The organism is Pseudomonas sp. IT-P74 (assembly GCF_949768175.1).
In the GTDB taxonomy this organism is placed as follows: Bacteria; Pseudomonadota; Gammaproteobacteria; order Pseudomonadales; family Pseudomonadaceae; genus Aquipseudomonas.
Window position 1 is genome coordinate 109,079 of sequence record NZ_CATKQD010000077.1, and the last position, 16,994, is coordinate 126,072.

20 protein-coding genes are annotated in these 16,994 nt (G+C 61.2%); 6 read left to right on the plus strand and 14 right to left on the minus strand.

Annotated features, from left to right (window positions below; all coding sequences use genetic code 11):
• Positions 1–9 precede the first annotated feature (9 nt).
• The 6 genes from metW to ACM6J5_RS24785 all read right to left on the minus strand — a co-directional run bounded on the left by metW (position 10) and on the right by ACM6J5_RS24785 (position 4,401).
• Positions 10–630: a methionine biosynthesis protein MetW gene (metW, locus tag ACM6J5_RS24760; RefSeq protein ID WP_095944388.1), complete on the minus strand. Its 621-nt coding sequence runs from the start codon at positions 628–630 to the stop codon at positions 10–12.
• Between the two features lie 7 nt (positions 631–637).
• A complete protein-coding gene (gene metX, locus ACM6J5_RS24765; RefSeq protein WP_095944389.1) occupies positions 638–1,777 on the minus strand; it encodes a homoserine O-succinyltransferase MetX in 1,140 nt (379 codons plus the stop codon).
• Between the two features lie 182 nt (positions 1,778–1,959).
• The gene (locus ACM6J5_RS24770) at positions 1,960–2,256 is read right to left on the minus strand and encodes a DUF167 domain-containing protein (RefSeq protein WP_008046477.1); all 297 of its coding nucleotides are present in this window, start codon (positions 2,254–2,256) and stop codon (positions 1,960–1,962) included.
• Between the two features lie 4 nt (positions 2,257–2,260).
• On the minus strand, positions 2,261–2,851 hold the full coding sequence (locus ACM6J5_RS24775; protein ID WP_056726488.1) for a YggT family protein: 591 nt from the start codon (positions 2,849–2,851) through the stop codon (positions 2,261–2,263).
• Positions 2,852–2,861: 10 nt separating this feature from the next.
• Positions 2,862–3,680 (minus strand): pyrroline-5-carboxylate reductase, encoded by an 819-nt coding sequence (gene proC, locus ACM6J5_RS24780; RefSeq protein ID WP_414929517.1) that lies wholly within the window; start codon positions 3,678–3,680, stop codon positions 2,862–2,864.
• A gap of 34 nt (positions 3,681–3,714) precedes the next feature.
• Positions 3,715–4,401: a YggS family pyridoxal phosphate-dependent enzyme gene (locus ACM6J5_RS24785; protein WP_150672083.1), complete on the minus strand. Its 687-nt coding sequence runs from the start codon at positions 4,399–4,401 to the stop codon at positions 3,715–3,717.
• Between the two features lie 56 nt (positions 4,402–4,457).
• Here ACM6J5_RS24785 and ACM6J5_RS24790 point away from each other — a divergent pair, with 56 nt between their 5' ends.
• Positions 4,458–5,492 (plus strand): type IV pilus twitching motility protein PilT, encoded by a 1,035-nt coding sequence (locus tag ACM6J5_RS24790; RefSeq protein WP_414929518.1) that lies wholly within the window; start codon positions 4,458–4,460, stop codon positions 5,490–5,492.
• 131 nt (positions 5,493–5,623) lie between these two features.
• Here ACM6J5_RS24790 and ACM6J5_RS24795 read toward each other — a convergent pair whose 3' ends face one another.
• Positions 5,624–6,244, minus strand: a complete 621-nt coding sequence (locus ACM6J5_RS24795; protein WP_095944394.1) for a C40 family peptidase — start codon at positions 6,242–6,244, stop codon at positions 5,624–5,626.
• Between the two features lie 251 nt (positions 6,245–6,495).
• Here ACM6J5_RS24795 and ACM6J5_RS24800 point away from each other — a divergent pair, with 251 nt between their 5' ends.
• Positions 6,496–6,924 (plus strand): NINE protein, encoded by a 429-nt coding sequence (locus ACM6J5_RS24800; protein ID WP_095944395.1) that lies wholly within the window; start codon positions 6,496–6,498, stop codon positions 6,922–6,924.
• 114 nt (positions 6,925–7,038) lie between these two features.
• On the opposite strand, the gene ACM6J5_RS24805 is transcribed toward ACM6J5_RS24800, so the two are convergent.
• The 7 genes from ACM6J5_RS24805 to gshB all read right to left on the minus strand — a co-directional run bounded on the left by ACM6J5_RS24805 (position 7,039) and on the right by gshB (position 13,041).
• Complete coding sequence (locus tag ACM6J5_RS24805; protein WP_414929519.1) at positions 7,039–8,310, minus strand: dihydroorotase; 1,272 nt, start codon at positions 8,308–8,310, stop codon at positions 7,039–7,041.
• Positions 8,307–9,311 (minus strand): aspartate carbamoyltransferase catalytic subunit, encoded by a 1,005-nt coding sequence (locus ACM6J5_RS24810; RefSeq protein WP_007939362.1) that lies wholly within the window; start codon positions 9,309–9,311, stop codon positions 8,307–8,309. The genes ACM6J5_RS24805 and ACM6J5_RS24810 overlap by 4 nt, the downstream gene beginning before the upstream one ends.
• A 27-nt stretch (positions 9,312–9,338) precedes the next feature.
• The gene (gene pyrR / locus ACM6J5_RS24815; RefSeq protein ID WP_046039256.1) at positions 9,339–9,842 is read right to left on the minus strand and encodes a bifunctional pyr operon transcriptional regulator/uracil phosphoribosyltransferase PyrR; all 504 of its coding nucleotides are present in this window, start codon (positions 9,840–9,842) and stop codon (positions 9,339–9,341) included.
• Between the two features lie 79 nt (positions 9,843–9,921).
• Entirely contained in the window at positions 9,922–10,359 is a 438-nt protein-coding gene (gene ruvX, locus ACM6J5_RS24820) for a Holliday junction resolvase RuvX (protein WP_056726497.1), read from the minus strand.
• Complete coding sequence (locus tag ACM6J5_RS24825) at positions 10,359–10,931, minus strand: YqgE/AlgH family protein (protein WP_095944399.1); 573 nt, start codon at positions 10,929–10,931, stop codon at positions 10,359–10,361. The genes ruvX and ACM6J5_RS24825 overlap by 1 nt, the downstream gene beginning before the upstream one ends.
• A 192-nt stretch (positions 10,932–11,123) precedes the next feature.
• The gene (locus ACM6J5_RS24830; protein WP_095944400.1) at positions 11,124–12,023 is read right to left on the minus strand and encodes an energy transducer TonB; all 900 of its coding nucleotides are present in this window, start codon (positions 12,021–12,023) and stop codon (positions 11,124–11,126) included.
• A gap of 64 nt (positions 12,024–12,087) precedes the next feature.
• Positions 12,088–13,041 carry a glutathione synthase gene (gshB, locus tag ACM6J5_RS24835; RefSeq protein WP_095944401.1) on the minus strand — a complete coding sequence of 318 codons (954 nt, stop codon included), beginning with the start codon at positions 13,039–13,041 and terminating at the stop codon, positions 12,088–12,090.
• Positions 13,042–13,400: 359 nt separating this feature from the next.
• On the opposite strand from gshB, the gene pilG reads away from it, so the two are divergent.
• The 4 genes from pilG to ACM6J5_RS24855 all read left to right on the plus strand — a co-directional run bounded on the left by pilG (position 13,401) and on the right by ACM6J5_RS24855 (position 16,993).
• Positions 13,401–13,805 carry a twitching motility response regulator PilG gene (gene pilG, locus ACM6J5_RS24840; protein ID WP_007987791.1) on the plus strand — a complete coding sequence of 135 codons (405 nt, stop codon included), beginning with the start codon at positions 13,401–13,403 and terminating at the stop codon, positions 13,803–13,805.
• A 57-nt stretch (positions 13,806–13,862) separates the two neighbouring features.
• The gene (gene pilH / locus ACM6J5_RS24845; protein ID WP_007897961.1) at positions 13,863–14,228 is read left to right on the plus strand and encodes a twitching motility response regulator PilH; all 366 of its coding nucleotides are present in this window, start codon (positions 13,863–13,865) and stop codon (positions 14,226–14,228) included.
• Between the two features lie 10 nt (positions 14,229–14,238).
• Positions 14,239–14,778 (plus strand): chemotaxis protein CheW, encoded by a 540-nt coding sequence (locus ACM6J5_RS24850; protein WP_414929520.1) that lies wholly within the window; start codon positions 14,239–14,241, stop codon positions 14,776–14,778.
• 154 nt (positions 14,779–14,932) lie between these two features.
• Complete coding sequence (locus ACM6J5_RS24855; protein ID WP_150672079.1) at positions 14,933–16,993, plus strand: methyl-accepting chemotaxis protein; 2,061 nt, start codon at positions 14,933–14,935, stop codon at positions 16,991–16,993.
• Position 16,994 lies beyond the last annotated feature (1 nt).

The window sequence follows — 16,994 nt, forward strand, 5'->3', positions numbered from 1 at the left end:
TAGGGTGGATCAGACTGCGACCCTGTGGTCGGCAAGTCCCGGGCTGCTGACCCGGTAGATGCCGATCTCACCTAACAGATTAGGCCATAGCTTGCTGGCCCACCCGTGCCGATGTTGTTGATCCACGGCCAGCCGATCAATGACCTTCGCTTCACGTTCGCGACACAAGGCTTCAAAGTCGGCGAAGGTACAGAAGTGAATGTTCGGCGTGTTGTACCAGGTGTACGGCAGAAACTCGGAAACCGGCATGCGGCCCTTGCTCGCCAGGTACCAGCGGCAGCGCCAGTGACCGAAATTCGGGAAAGTGATGATGCACTGGCGACCGACGCGCAGCATTTCCTCGAGGATCCTGTCCGGGTAGTGCACCGCTTGCAGCGCCTGGGTCATGACCACGACATCGAAACTGTTGCTGGCAAAGTTGCCCAGGCCCTTGTCCAGGTCCTGTTCGATGACGTTGATGCCCTTGGCCACGCACTCGGCGATGTTGTCGGCGTCGTTTTCCAGGCCATAACCGGTGACTTGCTTGTTGTCGCGCAGCCAGGTCAGCAGTTCGCCATCGCCGCACCCGAGGTCGAGCACGCGGCTGCCGGCGGGGATCCATTCCTGGATGATTTCCAGATCAGCTCTCATGGCTTTCTCACAACGTAATGCGGTTCATGTAATTGCCGAATGCCTGCAGGTAGCGCGGGATCGGAATCAGGAAGGCGTCGTGGCCTTGCGGGGCGTCAATCTCGAGGTAGCAGACGTCCTTGCGTGCGGCCATCAGTGCGTCCACCAGTTCCCGCGAGCGGGCCGGGGAGAAGCGCCAGTCGGTGGTGAACGACATTACGCAGAACTTGGCTTTTGCACCTTCAAAGGTTTTTGCCAGGTTATCGTCGAAGTTCGCTGCCGGATCGAAGTAGTCGAGCGCTTTGGTCATCAACAGGTACGTGTTGGCATCGAAGCGCCCGGAGAACTCTTCGCCCTGATAGCGCAGGTAGCTTTCCACCTGGAATTCGACGCTGTGGAAGTCGTAGTTGAGCTTCTCGCTCTTGAGCCCGCGGCCGAATTTTTCGCCCATGGAATCGTCGGACAGGTAGGTGATGTGCCCGACCATCCGCGCCAGCATCAGGCCGCGCTTGGGAATCACGTTGTGTTCCTGGAACGAACCGCCGTGGAATTCCGGGTCGGTGAGGATCGCCTGGCGCGCCACTTCGTTGAACGCGATGTTCTGTGCCGACAGCTTGGGCGCCGAAGCGATGGCCAGGCAGTGACGAATGCGGTCGGGGTAGGTGATGCTCCATTGCATCGCCTGCATGCCGCCGAGGCTGCCGCCGATCACGGCCGCGAACCGGGCGATGCCGAGACGATCCGCCAGACGCGCCTGGCTGTGCACCCAATCCTCGACGGTCAACACCGGGAAGTCGGCGCCGAACGGCTTGCCGGTGTCCGGGTTGATGCTGCTCGGGCCGGTGGAGCCGTTGCAGCCTCCGAGGTTGTTCAGGCTGACCACGAAGAACTTGCTGGTGTCGATCGGCTTGCCGGGGCCGATGCAACTGTCCCACCAACCGGGTTTGCGGTCGTCGACGCTGTGGTAGCCGGCGGCGTGGTGGTGGCCGGACAGGGCGTGGCAGATCAGCACGGCGTTGCTCGCCGTGGCGTTGAGCGTGCCGTATGTTTCGTAAATCAGGTCATAGGCCGGGAGCGAACGACCGCAGGCCAACGCCAGGGGTTCGCTGAAGTGCGCCACTTGCGGCGTCACCAGACCAACAGAATCGGGGGGAAAGGCAGCTGGCATCGACCCTGCTCTCATTGAAATGAGGCGTAAGTCTAAAGACCGCTGGGGTTAGCGGCAAGCAAAGGCCCGAGCTGATTTTTTCATGTAAGACCGAGGTACGGCCATCGCGGGCAAGCCACGCTCCCACAGGGGGACGCATTCCCATGTGGGAGCGAGCCTGCTCGCGATGAACGATGACGCGATCAGCCTGCCGGACGCACCAGATCTGGCAAGTCCGGCAGCTTCTTCGGCGAGCAGATTCGCACCCGTTTCTGCCGGTTCAACTCGCCGCTGATCAAACTGACCTGGCTCTTGGACACGCCGAAGGCCTTGGCCAGGAACGCCATCAGATACGCGTTGGCCTTGCCCTCGACCGGCGGCGCGGTCAGGCGGATCTTCAGGCGATCGCCGTGCAGCCCGCAGAAGTCATCGCTACGGGCTGCCGGTTGCAGGTGACATTCCAGAATCAGGTCGTCACCGTCCCAGCGAAACCAGCTCACCGGGTCAGATCAACACGCGGAGGATTTCCGGCATCATGGTCATGGCGGCGAGGTTGTTGATCACCAGCATGTCGAACAGCTTGAGTGCCAGGAACGCAAAGATCGGCGACAGATCCAGGCCGCCCAGGTTCGGCAGGAACTTGCGGAACGGCGCCAGGGCCGGTTCGCAGACGTCGTTTACCAACTCGGCGCCAGGGTTATGGCTGCCCGGAGCGACCCAGGACAGGATCACGCTGATGATCAGGGCAAAGAAGAAAATCTTCATGAACAGCGCGGTCACGCCGATGATCGACCAGATCAGCAGTTGCAGCGGGTTCCCGGTGGTGCCGTAGGTCAGTAGCAGGGTCAGGGCCATCAGCGCCAGTTGTACCAGGATCGCGAGCACCAGCGAGGACATGTCCAGGCCGAACACGCTCGGGATGATCCGGCGCAGTGGCTTGAGCAGTGGCTGAGTGGCCTTGACGATGAACTGGCAGATCGGGTTGTAGAAGTTCGCTCGCACCAGTTGCAGCACGAAGCGCATCAGCACGATCAGCAGGTACAGGCTGCCGAGGGTTTGCAGCACGTAGACCGCTGCGGTGTTCAATCCAATCATGAAAAGCTCCTTATTGACCCAGTTGTTCGGCCATCTCGGCCGAGCGATGCGCGGCAGCGCCGAGTGCCTTTTCGACCAGGGCCTCAAAGCCATTGGCCTGGAACGACTTGATTGCAGCTTCTGTGGTGCCCGCAGGCGAGGTGACGCGGCGGCGCAGCTCGGCGGCGTCGACGTCGCTGGAGACCGCCATGTGGGCGGCGCCCAGGGCGGTTTGCAAGGTCAGTTGCGCGGCGATGTCCGCCGGCAGGCCGAGCTTCACGCCAGCGGCGGTCATGGCTTCGATCAGCAGGAAGAAATACGCCGGGCCCGAGCCGGAAACGGCGGTGACGGCATCCAGTTGCTGCTCTTCATTCAGCCAAAGGGCGATGCCGACCGCGGACAGCAGCTCCTGGGCCTGCTGGCGCTGTTCGGCGGTCACTTCGGCTGTCGCGAACAGGCCGCTCGCGCCCTGACGCACCAGCGCCGGGGTGTTGGGCATGCAGCGCACGATCGGCTGGGCGCCGAGCCAGTTGTTCATGCTGGCGCAGGTGATGCCCGCGGCAATCGACACCACCAGTTGATTGGGCTTGAGGCTTGGGCGAATGGCTTCGCACACGGCTTTCATCGCCTGGGGTTTGACCGCCAGCACGACCACGTCGGCACTGTCGATGGCCTGGGCGTTGTCGGCAAAGGTTTCGATGCCGTGTTCAGCGCTCACACGGGCGCGGGTTTCTTCGCCCGGATCGCTTGCGCGGATCTGCGCGGCTTCCAGACCCTTGGCCCGCAGGCCACCGATCAGGCTGGCGGCCATGTTGCCGGCACCGATAAAGGCAATACGCGTCTTGCTCATGTCAGGTCCTTATTCAGAAGTGTGTCAGCCATGTTTACGGCTGGCTGTAGTCACGGGCGCCAAACAGGGCTGTACCAATACGGACCCAAGTGGCGCCTTGGGCAATGGCCGACTCAAGGTCGTGGCTCATGCCCATGGAAAGTGTGTCGAGTGGCAGATTCAGGCTGGCTTGCAGGCTTTGCACGGCCGCGAAAGCGGCATCCTGGGCGGCGCGGTCTTCAGTCGGCTCCGGGATTGCCATCAACCCGCGCAGTTTCAGGCGCGGCAGGTTACTGATGGCGTTGGCCAGGGCCGGCAGGTCGGCCGGGGTGCAGCCGGATTTGCTGGCTTCACCGCTGACATTGACCTGAATGCAAATGTTCAGGGGCGGCAGATCGGCGGGACGTTGTTCGGACAGGCGTTGTGCGATTTTCAGACGATCCACGGAATGCACCCAGTCGAAGTGCTCGGCGATAGCACGAGTCTTGTTCGATTGAATGGGGCCGATGAAGTGCCAGATCAAGGGCAGGTCGGCCAGTTCCAGCTGTTTGCCCAGTGCTTCCTGCAGGTAGTTCTCGCCAAAGTCGCGCAGGCCGGCAGCGTAGGCTTCACGCAGGTCCTGAGCGGGTTTGGTCTTGCTCACCGCCAGCAACCGGACGCTGTTTTCGGCGCGGTTAGCGGCAAGCGTTGCGGCATGTATGCGCGAACTAACCTGAAGAATGTTGTCTGCTATGGTGGACATCAAGAGGCGCCAGCGGTCTGAAGGTTCGCGGCATTCTACTGGAATTGAGAGGCGCTATGGATATCACTGAGCTGCTGGCATTCAGCGCCAAACAGGGGGCGTCCGACCTGCACCTGTCCGCCGGCCTGCCACCGATGATTCGCGTCGATGGTGATGTGCGACGCATCAATCTGCCGGCCCTGGATCACCGACAGGTGCAGGCGCTGATCCATGCCATCATGAATGACAGCCAGCGGGTGGATTTCGAAAAGCATCTGGAAACCGACTTTTCCTTTGAAGTGCCCGGCGTAGCGCGCTTTCGGGTCAATGTGTTCACCCAGAGCCGTGGCGCGGGTGCGGTGTTTCGCACCATTCCGGCGAAAGTGCAGAGCATGGACGAGCTGGGTATGGGGGATGTGTTCCGCAAGATGACCGACGCCCCCCGTGGCCTCGTGCTGGTGACCGGCCCGACCGGTTCCGGCAAATCCACCACGCTGGCGGCGATGATCGATTACCTCAATACCCATCGTCATCACCATATCCTTACCATCGAAGACCCCATCGAGTTCGTTCACGAGTCGCGCAAATGCCTGATCAATCAGCGTGAAGTCCATCGCGATACCCGAAGTTTCGCCACCGCCTTGCGTTCGGCACTGCGGGAAGACCCGGATGTGATCCTTGTGGGGGAGATGCGCGACCTGGAGACCATTCGCCTGGCATTGACCGCGGCCGAAACCGGCCATCTGGTGTTCGGTACGCTGCACACCACGTCGGCGGCAAAAACCATCGACCGGGTGGTGGACGTGTTTCCGGGGGACGAGAAGTCGATGGTGCGCTCGATGCTCTCCGAGTCGCTGCTGGCGGTGGTGTCCCAGACCCTGGTGAAGAAAATCGGCGGCGGACGCATCGCCGCCCACGAGATCATGCTGGGCACATCGGCGATCCGCAATCTGATCCGCGAGGACAAGGTGGCGCAGATGTACTCGGCGATTCAGTCGGGAGGGTCGTTGGGGATGCAGACGCTGGATATGAGCTTGAAGGACCTGGTGACCAAGGGGTTGGTCAATCGTGACCATGCGCGGGAGAAGGCGCGGTCGCCGGATGGGTTTTGAGGAAAATTTGTGGTGCTTTCAAGGGCCTTTTCGCGAGCAAGCCCGCTCCCATATGGACTTCATCAATCCTGTGGGAGCGAGCTTGCTCGCGATGGGGCCATCATGTTCGATACAGATTCAGGGCACTTAAATCAGCGCTGAACAACCCGCAATTGATTCGGCTCTTTCGGCAGAACCCGCTTGGCAACCACGTAGTGGTTTTCCCAGTACGGTTTCTTCAAGGTGTCGATGGACACCGACTTGCCGCGGCGTGGCGCGTGGATGAAGCGGTCGTTGCCCAGGTAAATGGCAACGTGATTGACCCGACGGCTCTTGATGTTGAAGAAAATCAGGTCGCCCGGCTTCAGATCGTCGCGATCGACTTTCTCCCCATGACCGCTGGCCATGGCGTTGGAGGTGCGTGGCAGGTCGAACGTGGCGTCGTTGAACGCGTATTTCACCAGGCCGCTGCAATCGAAGCCTTTGCTTGGGCTGCTGCCACCCCAACGATAGGGAGTGCCAAGGACGTTCACGGCGCGGCTCAGCACGTCGCTGCTTTCCTTGGTGCCCATCGGCGGAACCAGGCCGCTTTTGCTGCTGGCCAGGCTTGGAGCATATTTAGCGGATTTCTTGTCTTTGCTCGAAGGAGCAGAGGCATGGGATTTCGGGGTGTAACCATTAACGTTTGGAAGACGTTGCTCACGATTGGTGGCGTGGGCGGCCAGTGGCATCAAAAGGCAAATGGTTAGCCATGTCTTGAAAAATGAACGCATTAGGCAAGGCTCTTAATAAGTTAGCGCGCAACTTTATAACAGCTTTTTTGTCGCTTCCGAGGCCGTTGGTCGATTCAATCAGGGGGGCAATGGTGGCAAAAAAGCGGCAAAATGGCGCAATTGTCGGACAGGAGTCTTGTGTTACAAGGCTTTGACAGGCGTGAAGGTAGCACTTGCCATACGTCGGGTGCCTGTAAAAAAGTCACAAAGATTTAAAGAATATTTATCTATCGTGCGAATCGAGGTCATTCATGAACCCCTATCAACAGACTGTCCAGCAGCAAGACACCCACAGCAAAGTGATCGGTTACCTGCTGTGGATTTTCGGTTTTACCGGCGCTCACCGCTTTTATTACGGCAAACCGGTGACCGGGACGATCTGGTTTTTCACCTTCGGCTTGCTGGGGATCGGTTGGCTGATCGACCTTTTCCTGATCCCTGCGATGGATCGCGAGGCTGACCTGCGGTTTACCGCGGGCCCGATCGAATACAACGTGGCGTGGATCCTGCTGACGTTTCTCGGGGTGTTCGGTGTGCACCGGATGTATCAGGGGAAATGGATCAGCGGGTTGCTGTACCTGCTGACGGGCGGATTGTTCTTTCTCGGGGTGCTGTATGACTTCTGGACGTTGAATGACCAGGTTTCTGTGCGTAATGCTCAGAATAGAGGCGCCTTCTAAATCGCCTTCGCGAGCAGGCTCGCTCCCACAGGGTTGGTGTGTAGCCATGGATTTGTGAATCACCACAAATCCACTGTGGGAGCGAGCCTGCTCGCGAATGCAGGCGATGCGGTTTTACGCCTGGTGGCTAATGCGCCCATCCACCAGGGTGTAACGCACCACACCCGGCAAGCTGTGGCCAATGAACGGGCAGTTTTCGCCCTTGGATAGCCAGCTTTCACCCGCCACGGTCGAGGCCGTCGGGTCGAACAGTACGATATCCGCCGCGCCACCCACCGCCAGTTTGCCTGCCGGCAGGCGCAAGGCCTCGGCAGGGCCGGCGCTCAGGCGCTGGAGCAGTGTCGGCAGGTCCAGCAAGCCGTCTTCGACCAGGGTCATTGCCAGTGGCAATAGCAGTTCGACACTGCTGATGCCCGGCTCGGTTGCGCCGAACGGTGCCAGTTTGGCGTCACGCTCATGGGGTTGGTGATGGCTGGAAATGGCCGAGATCACGCCGGATTTCACCGCAGCGCGCAGGCCGTCGCGGTCGGCGCGGGTGCGCAGCGGCGGCTGGACGTGATACAGGCTACTGAAGTCGATCAGGGCTTCGTCAGTCAGGATCAACTGGTACAGGGCGACATCCGCGGTCACCTTCAGGCCCCGGGCCTGGGCCTGGGCGATCAGCTCCACACCGCGTGCGCTGGTGAGCTGGCTGAAGTGCGCGCGCACGCCGGTCTGTTCAACCAGCAGCAGATCCCGGGCCAGGGCGACGGTCTCGGCACTTTCCGGAATGCCCGGCAAGCCCAGGAAGCTGGCGGTCGGCCCTTCGTGAGCCAGGCCGCCCTCGGCCAGGTCGTGATCCTGGGAGTTGAAAATCACCGTCAGGTCGAAAGTCGCTGCGTAGTCCAGTGCCCGGCACAGGGTGCGGGTGTTGCGGAAACTCTCCAGGCCGTTGCCGAAGGCCACGCAACCGGCATCGCGCAGTGCCACGAGTTCGGCGAGCTGTTCGCCGTCCAGGCCTTTGCTCAGGGCGCCAATCGGGAAGACTTTGGTGTTACCGGCCTCACGGGCGCGGTCGAGGATCAGTTCGGCCACCGCCGAGGTGTCCAGCACCGGTTTGGTCTTCGGCGGGCAGCACAGGCTCGTCACGCCGCCAGCCGCCGCCGCGCGGGTTTCGCTGACAATCGAGCCTTTGCGGCTGTAGCCCGGCTCGCGCAGGGCAACGTTGAGGTCGACCAGGCCGGGAGCGGCCACCAGGCCTTTGGCGTCGATGGTGTCGACGGCGACAAAACCGACTGGCGCCGCGCCAAGGGCGACGACTTTGCAGGCTTCAATGTGGATATCGGTTACTTGATCCAGGCCGCTGGCCGGATCGATTACACGGGCGCCGAGAATGCTGAGCTTCACTGGGCGTTCTCCTGCTCGAATTGGCGCTGGGCTGTCTGCCCGCTCATGGCCATGGACAGTACCGCCATACGAATGGCGATCCCGTAGGTCACCTGGTTGAGGATCACCGAATGCGGGCCGTCAGCCACCGCAGACTCGATTTCCACTCCACGGTTGATCGGCCCCGGGTGCATCACGATGGCATCGGGCTTGGCGCCGGCCAGCCGCGCGGTGGTCAGGCCGAACAGGCGGTAGAACTCGCCCTCGCTCGGCAACAGGCCGCCGGTCATGCGTTCACGCTGCAAGCGCAACATGATCACCACGTCTACGTCTTTCAGGCCTTCGGTCATGTCGGTATAGACCTTCACGCCGTATTGCTCGATACCGATCGGCAGCAGGGTTTTCGGCGCAATCACGCGGATATCCGGGCAACCGAGGGTTTTCAGGGCCAGCATGTTCGAGCGCGCGACCCGCGAGTGCAGGATGTCGCCGACGATGGCCACCGAAAGGTTTTCGAAACCGCCCTTGTGCCGGCGGATGGTCAACATGTCGAGCATGCCCTGGGTCGGGTGCGCGTGCCGGCCGTCACCGCCGTTGATGATCGCCACTTGTGGGCAAACATGCTCGGCGATGAAGTGTGCGGCACCCGAATCACCGTGGCGCACGACGAACATGTCGGCGGCCATGGCTTCCAGGTTGCGCAGGGTGTCGAGCAGGGTTTCGCCCTTGCTCGCCGACGATGTCGACACATTGAGGGTGATCACGTCCGCCGAGAGCCGCTGGGCCGCCAGTTCGAAGGTGGTGCGGGTGCGTGTCGAGTTCTCGAAGAACACGTTGCACACGGTCTTGCCGCGCAGCAACGGGACTTTCTTCACGGCCCGGGCACCGACTTCAAGGAAGGAGTCGGCGGTGTCGAGGATTTCCGTCAGCAGCTCGCGGCGCAAACCGTCGAGCGAGAGGAAATGGCGCAGCTGGCCCTGATCATTGAGCTGCAGCGGGCGCTTGGTTTCTAGAGGCGTCATCGCAAGGGGGACTCTCAATAGGGCGAATTAAAGGGCGAGGTCTTGCAGTTCGAGCGCGAGCTCGGGGCCGGACAGCTTCACCCGTTCATGGGCAGCCAGGGACAGGGTCGCGCCCACCACGTTCGGGCGGATCGGCAGCTCGCCGGCGTCCAGGTCCAGCAGGCACACCAGCGTCACGCTGGCCGGGCGGCCGTAGTCGAACAGTTCGTTCATGGCGGCGCGGATGGTCCGGCCGCTCATCAGCACGTCGTCGATCAGCACCAGGTGCTGGCCTTCGATCTCGAACGGCAGCGCCGAAGGGCGAACCTGCGGGTGCAGGCCGTTCTGGCTGAAATCGTCGCGGTAGAAGGACACGTCGAGAGTGCCGAGGGGCTCATTGCTACCCAGTTCCTTGAGCAGGGCCTGGGCCACCCAGACGCCGCCGGTACGGATGCCGATGAAGCGCGGGTCGCTGATGCCTCGTTTGACCAGATAGGCGTCAAGTCGGGTCGCCATCTGGCTGATCAGTTCGGCGGGATTGGGCAGGCTCATGGTTGCTCCTTCTTGGGCCCGAGCCGGCTTGTGCGCGCAGTGGCTCGGGTTGTAGCTAAGAGAGACGCACAGCGACTCTTCAGGATTCAAACAGTGCGGTGTTTTCATCGAGCCAGCCTTGCAGCAGCAGGGCGGCGGCGATGGCATCGACCGGGTTATCGCGGTAACTGCCTTTCTGGCCGCCACGAGCCAGGCGTTCGCCCTTGGCCTCGAAGGTGGTCAGGCGTTCATCGTGGGTATAGAAGGGCAGGTTGAAGCGGCCGTTCAGGCGCCGGGCAAACTTTTCCGCGCGGGCGCACATGTCGCTGGGCGTCCCGTCCATGTTCAATGGCAGGCCGACCACCACGGCATCGGGTTTCCACTCCTTGATGAGGGCTTCGACCTGGTTCCAGTCGGGAATGCCGTTCTGCGCCTTCAGGGTGCACAGCTCGCGGGCCTGACCGGTAATCACCTGGCCGACCGCAACGCCGATCTGTTTGGTGCCGTAGTCAAACCCCAGAATCAGTTTCAGGGCCATCAGGCGTGCCCCGCCTGGCTGGTCAGCAGGCTGAGGTTGACGCCCAGGTGCCTGGCTGCCGCTTCCAGGCGCAACTCACTGCTGGTATTGAACAGGATGTCGGCGTCGAACGGGCAGTTCAACCAGGCGTTCTGCGCCAGTTCGGCCTCCAGTTGGCCGGGCTCCCAACCGGCGTAGCCGAGGGCAATCAGGCTTTTTGCCGGGCCGACGCCGTCAGCGATGGCGAACAGCACGTCCTGGGAAGTCGACAGGGCTAACTCGTCTTCCAGATCAACGGTCGCCTGGAAGCTCAGGCCTTTGGGGTGAAGAACGAAACCGCGATCGGTCTGCACCGGACCACCGATGAAGATCGGCACATGCTGGCAGAGCGCTGGCGGTTCGATTTCCGGGCGCAATTGCTCAAGGATATCGGCCAGGTTCAGATCTTGCGGACGGTTGACCACCAGCCCCATGGCGCCATTGGCCGTGTGCTCGACGATGTAGGTCAAGGTGTGCGCAAAGTTCGGGTCGGCCATGTGCGGCATGGCGATCAGGAATTGATGCTTGAGGTAGCTGGGGCTGACGTTTTTCATGACCGCTAGTGTGGCGTTCGAGGGGCGAACTGACAAGCTGGGGATGCACAGGAAGTGTCCCGAATATCAGCAACGACATAGATTAAATGTGGGAGCGAGCCTGCTCGCGATGATGGCGGAACATCCAGCATTTAAGTGTCAGACAGATCTCAATCGCGAGCAGGCTCGCTCCCACAGGGGATTTGCGGTGAATCAATTGCTTGAGAGTCGATCCCCGCGGGCAAATTTCCAGGTGCGGATGATCTCCAGCCGGTCGATATCCGACAAGTCTCCGGTAAACGGCGCAAACGGCGCCGCCAGCCGGACGATCCGTTGCGCTGCCTGATCCAGCAGCGGTTGCCCGGAAGACTCCAGCACCAGCACTTCATACAGCGAACCGTCGCGGTTGATCGACACCATCAGGCGCAAGTTGCCGTAGATCTGTTTGCGCCGCGCTTCGTCGGGGTAGTTGAGGTTGCCGATGCGCTCGACTTTCTTGCGCCATTCGTCCTTGTACCAGGCGCCCTTGTCGCGCATGGTCGATGCCGCGCTCAAGCGGTGGATGCGCGGGCGCTTGGCGTACAGCTGTTGTTCGGCGGCCAGTTCCGCTTCGAGGCTGGCAATGTCGCTGGACAGTTGCTCACTGTCGAAGGTCGGCGCCTGGACCTGGGGCTTGACCTCGGTCTTGGGCTCCTCGGTCTTGGCGGGGGCTTTTTTCGGTTTCGGTGCCACGGTGGTCACGGCAGCCTTGGGCGGGGCCTCCTGAGTTTCAGGCTTGGCGGCCGGCGGTGGCGTGACCTTTTGTACCTTGTTGTCCTGGAACGGCGCGACCTCGGTGGTCTTGGGAATCGCCTTTTTATCCAGGGTGCCGCTGCCTTGCTGATTCTCCTGAGCCAGGAAATCGGCTTTCTCGGGCTTCTTTTCGCTCTTGAAGGTGGCGAGGGTGATTTCCAGGGTTTTGCTGATCTGCTTGGGCTCGACCACTGCAAATCCGACACCCAACAGCAAGGCCAGGTGGATCAGCGCTGCCAGAAACAGGGTAAAACCGAGGCGATCGACCGGGCGCACGCCACGGTGGGCGAGTTCGACAGGCAGATCGGACGGGAGGGTCATGACAAGGAAACCAACATCGCGTTTTCACAGGCCGCGCATGATAACGCAATGTTGGTTTGGCTAATCAACGTGCCTTGAGCTTCTGATCGATGGCATCCATCAGCATGCCGCCGATGTCGGTGCCAAATGCATTATCGATCTCGCGAATGCAGGTCGGGCTGGTGACGTTGATTTCGGTCAGGTGCTCGCCGATCACGTCCAGGCCAACGAACAACAGGCCTTTTTCACGCAGGGTCGGGCCGACTTGCGCGGCGATCCAGCGGTCCTTGTCGGTCAGCGGGCGGGCTTCGCCACGGCCGCCGGCGGCGAGGTTGCCGCGGGTTTCGCCCTTGGCCGGAATCCGCGCCAGGCAATAATCCACAGGCTCGCCGTCAATCATCAGGATGCGCTTGTCGCCATCGACGATGGCCGGCAAGTAGCCCTGGATCATGATTTGCTGCTGGCCATGCAAGGTCAGTGTTTCGAGAATCACCGAGAGGTTCGGGTGGCCGGCGGTGTGGCGGAAAATCGAAGAGCCGCCCATGCCGTCCAGCGGCTTGAGAATCACATCGCCATGGTGGTCGGCGAATTCGCGCAGTACGTCCGGGCGGCGGCTGACGATGGTCGGCGGCGTGCACTGCGGGAACAGCGTGGCGAACAGCTTCTCGTTGCAGTCACGCAGGCTTTGCGGCTTGTTGACCACCAGCACGCCGGCGCGCTCGGCCTGTTCCAGCAAATAGGTGGAGTAGACGAACTCCATGTCGAATGGCGGATCCTTGCGCATCAGGATCACGTCCAGATCGCTCAGCAGCGCGTCGCTTTCGGCGCCCAGTTCGAACCACTTTTCCGGGTTGGCGAACACCTGCAGCGGACGCATCCGGGCCCGGGCCTGGCCTTCGCCCTGATACAGGTCGCGCTGTTCCATGTAGAACAGCTCCCAGCCACGCTTCTGCGCGGCCAGCAGCATGGCCAGCGAGCTATCCTTTTTATAGGAAATGCTGGCGATAGGGTCCATGACAATCCCGACGCGAACGCTCATTGGGTTTTCCTCGAAATTTGGGGGAGCGAGAACCGCTTTTCTGTAGGAGCGAGCATGCTCGCGATGAACTCAAGGGCACCGCGGGGTGTCAGGTTTCCCGCGTCATCGTTGACGTCCATCGCGAGCATGCTCGCTCCTACAGTTAATAGAAGCAGTGCCGTATAAAAGTGGCGTCAGAGTGGCGCTGAGTGTGTTCCCGGTCAAGGAAAAACCACCTTGCAGGTCGTCCGATAGATTGGTTCTGGAGACTGTGCTAAAAAGGCTGCCATGTCGTGCCGGCCCTTGAGCATCAAGGGTTTCGAGCCGCGTTAACCGGCAAACGGACAATTTGTTTCGCAAAGGCGACGGTAGAGCATTTTATGGAACAGCACCCCAGCGCCTTGAAGGTCATGGTGATCGACGACTCGAAGACGATCCGTCGCACCGCCGAAACGCTGCTCAAGAACGTGGGTTGTGAGGTCATCACGGCCATTGACGGTTTTGATGCCCTGGCCAAGATTGCCGACAATCATCCCGGCATCATCTTTGTCGACATCATGATGCCGCGCCTGGATGGCTATCAGACCTGCGCCCTGATCAAGAACAACAGCGCGTTCAAGTCCACGCCGGTGATTATGCTGTCGTCCAAGGACGGGCTGTTCGACAAGGCCAAGGGGCGCATCGTCGGCTCCGACCAGTTTTTGACCAAGCCGTTCAGCAAGGAAGAATTGCTTGATGCGATCCAGGCCCATGTTCCTGGCTTCGCCGCCGTTTTGCCGCAGTAGGACACGCACAGTGACGCTCGGCCATCGGGCCCGGCGTCGACAAGAATGGGGAAGACCATGGCACGTATTCTGATCGTCGATGATTCGCCGACCGAAATGTACAAACTGACTGGCATGCTGGAAAAGCACGGTCATGAAGTGTTGAAAGCTGAAAACGGCGCCGACGGCGTGGCCCTGGCTCGCCAGGAAAAGCCCGATGCGGTGCTGATGGACATCGTCATGCCCGGCCTCAACGGCTTCCAGGCCACCCGCCAGCTGACCAAGGACCCGGAAACCGGGCACATCCCGGTGATCATCATCACCACCAAGGATCAGGAAACCGACAAGGTCTGGGGTACGCGCCAGGGCGCCAAGGACTACCTGACCAAGCCGGTCGATGAAGACACCCTGATCAAGACCTTGAATAACGTGCTGGCCGGTTGATCGTCAGGCCATGAACGAGTCGCTGACGGCTTTCGAGCTGCTGCTGCAAATCGACCGGCGCTGTCGGTTGCTGGCGGCAGACTTGCCGTCCCAGCCGGCCCGGCGGGACAGCTGGAGCGGCATCGGTTTCCGCCTGGGTGAACACTGGTATGTCGCGCCCATGAGCGAAGTGAGCGAAATCCTGCACGAGCCGCGCTCCACTCAGCTGCCGGGGGTCAAGCCCTGGGTCAAGGGTGTCGCCAACCTGCGCGGGCGTTTGCTGCCGGTCATGGACCTGTGCGGTTTCTTCGGGTACGAGCTTTCGGCGGCACGCCGGCAGCGACGGGTGTTGGTGGTGGAACATGAAGAGGTGTTTGCCGGGTTGCTGGTCGATGAAGTCTTCGGCCTCCAGCACTTTGCCCAGGACAGCCTGGAGCCGGTGCCGGCAGACGAGTTGAAGGGGCCGGTGGCGGCGTTCGTCAAAGGCCGGTTTCAGCGCGAGCAGTGCTGGCAGGTGTTCAGCCCGTTTGCGTTGACGCAGTCTCAAAGCTTCATGCATGTGGCGGTGTAACCGGACAACAGAGAACCCTGTGGGAGCGAGCCTGCTCGCGATTGAACGATAACGCGGTATTCCTGAAACACCGCGGCGCCTGAATCGCGAGCAGGCTCGCTCCCACAAGGGGCTTGGTATGCTTTACAGGGTGTTGGTTAACAGGCGAGGACCGATGATAAAAGCAAAAGCAGGCAAGCCAATGGAAGGGTCGCGCAGCCGGTCGCAGATTATCGTGCTGTTCATCGCGCTGATCGTCTTCATCATGCTGCTGTTCGCCAACTTCGCGTACCTCAACACTCAGGCTATCTACGACAAACAGTACATCGGCCACGCCGGCGAACTGCGCGTGCTGTCCCAGCGTATCGCCAAGAACGCCACCGAAGCCGCTGCCGGCAAGGCTGCCGCGTTCAAGTTGCTCAGCGATGCGCGCAACGATTTTGCCCGGCGCTGGGGTTATCTGAAGAAGGGCGACCCGGCCACCGGCCTGCCGTCGGCCCCCGCCACCGTGCGTCCGGAGATGCGCGCGGTGCAACAGGACTGGGAACGCCTGCTGAAAAACACCGATGCGATTCTTTCCAGCGAGCAAACCGTACTGTCGCTGCATCAAGTCGCCGCGACTCTGGCCGAAACCGTGCCGCAGTTGCAGGTCGAGTACGAGAAAGTCGTCGAGATACTCCTGCAACGGGGCGCCCCGGCGGCCCAGGTGGCGATGGCCCAGCGCCAGTCGTTGCTGGCCGAACGGATCCTCGGTGCGGTCAACACGGTGTTGGCCGGCGACGAAAATTCACAGCAGGCCGCCGATGCGTTCGGACGTGACGCGACGCAGTTCGGCAAGGTGCTCAACGGCATGCTCCAGGGCGACCCTGCGCTCAAGGTCAGCCAGGTCGAAGACCGCGATGCCCGTGCGCGACTCGCAGAAATCTCCGAGCTGTTCGAGTTCGTCTCGGGTTCGGTGGACGAGATCCTCGAAACCTCGCCTGAGCTGTTCAAGGTTCGCGAATCGGCCTCGAACATTTTCAGCCTGTCGCAGACTCTGCTCGACGAAGCCTCACACCTGGCCAGCGGTTTCGAAAACATGGTCGGCGGACGTACCACCGACACCATTGGCGGCTATGTGCTGGGGTTGTTGGCGCTGACTTCGATCATCCTGATCGGCATGGTGATGGTTCGTGAAACCAATCGTCAGTTGCGCGAAACCGCGGAGAAAAACGAGCGTAACCAGAACGCTATCATGCGCCTGCTCGACGAGATCGAAGACCTGGCTGACGGCGATCTCACGGTGACGGCCTCGGTGACCGAAGACTTTACCGGCACCATCGCCGACTCGATCAATTACTCCGTCGACCAACTACGCGATCTGGTCGCGACCATTAACCTCACCGCCGGCCAGGTGGCCGCCGCCGTGCAGGAAACCCAGGCCACCGCCATGCACCTGGCCCAGGCGTCGGAACATCAGGCTCAGCAGATTTCCGAGGCCTCCATGGCGATCAACGACATGGCCGAGTCCATCGACCAGGTATCGGCCAACGCGGCGGAGTCTTCGGCGGTTGCCGAGCGCTCGGTGGAGATCGCCAACAAGGGCAACGAGGTGGTGCACAACACCATCCACGGCATGGACAACATTCGCGAACAGATTCAGGACACCGCCAAACGCATCAAGCGCCTGGGCGAGTCCTCACAGGAAATCGGCGACATTGTCAGCCTGATCGATGACATTGCCGATCAGACCAACATCCTGGCTCTCAACGCGGCCATCCAGGCGTCCATGGCCGGTGATGCCGGTCGCGGTTTCGCCGTGGTCGCCGATGAAGTGCAGCGCCTGGCCGAGCGCTCATCCGCCGCCACCCGGCAGATCGAAACCCTGGTGCGGGCGATCCAGACCGACACCAACGAAGCAGTCATTTCCATGGAACAGACGACGACCGAAGTGGTGCGCGGCGCTCGTCTGGCGCAGGATGCCGGTGTGGCCCTGGAAGAAATCGAAGGCGTGTCCAAGACACTGGCGGCGTTGATCCAGAGCATTTCCAATGCGGCGCAACAGCAGACGTCGTCGGCCGGTCAGATTTCCCTGACGATGAACGTGATCCAGCAGATCACCTCGCAGACGTCGTCGGGTTCCACCGCCACGGCCGACAGCATCGGTAACCTGGCGAAAATGGCCAGTCAGTTGCGTCGTTCGGTGTCCGGTTTCACCTTGCCGGATGCCAAGGCGCAGGTTGTGGACAAGGCTTGAA

What these genes read in the sequence shown, in the direction of transcription:
- ACM6J5_RS24790 (WP_414929518.1), top strand. Translation starts at nt 4,458, where the DNA reads ATGGATATCACTGAGCTGCTGGCATTCAGCGCCAAACAGGGGGCGTCC.
- ACM6J5_RS24800 (WP_095944395.1), top strand. Translation starts at nt 6,496, where the DNA reads ATGAACCCCTATCAACAGACTGTCCAGCAGCAAGACACCCACAGCAAA.
- ACM6J5_RS24850 (WP_414929520.1), top strand. Translation starts at nt 14,239, where the DNA reads ATGAACGAGTCGCTGACGGCTTTCGAGCTGCTGCTGCAAATCGACCGG.
- ACM6J5_RS24855 (WP_150672079.1), top strand. Translation starts at nt 14,933, where the DNA reads ATGATAAAAGCAAAAGCAGGCAAGCCAATGGAAGGGTCGCGCAGCCGG.
- ACM6J5_RS24795 (WP_095944394.1), bottom strand. Translation starts at nt 6,244, where the DNA reads ATGCGTTCATTTTTCAAGACATGGCTAACCATTTGCCTTTTGATGCCA.
- ACM6J5_RS24825 (WP_095944399.1), bottom strand. Translation starts at nt 10,931, where the DNA reads ATGAAAAACGTCAGCCCCAGCTACCTCAAGCATCAATTCCTGATCGCC.
- gshB (WP_095944401.1), bottom strand. Translation starts at nt 13,041, where the DNA reads ATGAGCGTTCGCGTCGGGATTGTCATGGACCCTATCGCCAGCATTTCC.
- ACM6J5_RS24810 (WP_007939362.1), bottom strand. Translation starts at nt 9,311, where the DNA reads ATGACGCCTCTAGAAACCAAGCGCCCGCTGCAGCTCAATGATCAGGGC.
- ACM6J5_RS24775 (WP_056726488.1), bottom strand. Translation starts at nt 2,851, where the DNA reads ATGATTGGATTGAACACCGCAGCGGTCTACGTGCTGCAAACCCTCGGC.
- pyrR (WP_046039256.1), bottom strand. Translation starts at nt 9,842, where the DNA reads ATGAGCCTGCCCAATCCCGCCGAACTGATCAGCCAGATGGCGACCCGA.
- ACM6J5_RS24785 (WP_150672083.1), bottom strand. Translation starts at nt 4,401, where the DNA reads ATGTCCACCATAGCAGACAACATTCTTCAGGTTAGTTCGCGCATACAT.
- proC (WP_414929517.1), bottom strand. Translation starts at nt 3,680, where the DNA reads ATGAGCAAGACGCGTATTGCCTTTATCGGTGCCGGCAACATGGCCGCC.
- metW (WP_095944388.1), bottom strand. Translation starts at nt 630, where the DNA reads ATGAGAGCTGATCTGGAAATCATCCAGGAATGGATCCCCGCCGGCAGC.
- pilH (WP_007897961.1), top strand. Translation starts at nt 13,863, where the DNA reads ATGGCACGTATTCTGATCGTCGATGATTCGCCGACCGAAATGTACAAA.
- metX (WP_095944389.1), bottom strand. Translation starts at nt 1,777, where the DNA reads ATGCCAGCTGCCTTTCCCCCCGATTCTGTTGGTCTGGTGACGCCGCAA.
- ACM6J5_RS24830 (WP_095944400.1), bottom strand. Translation starts at nt 12,023, where the DNA reads ATGACCCTCCCGTCCGATCTGCCTGTCGAACTCGCCCACCGTGGCGTG.
- pilG (WP_007987791.1), top strand. Translation starts at nt 13,401, where the DNA reads ATGGAACAGCACCCCAGCGCCTTGAAGGTCATGGTGATCGACGACTCG.
- ruvX (WP_056726497.1), bottom strand. Translation starts at nt 10,359, where the DNA reads ATGGCCCTGAAACTGATTCTGGGGTTTGACTACGGCACCAAACAGATC.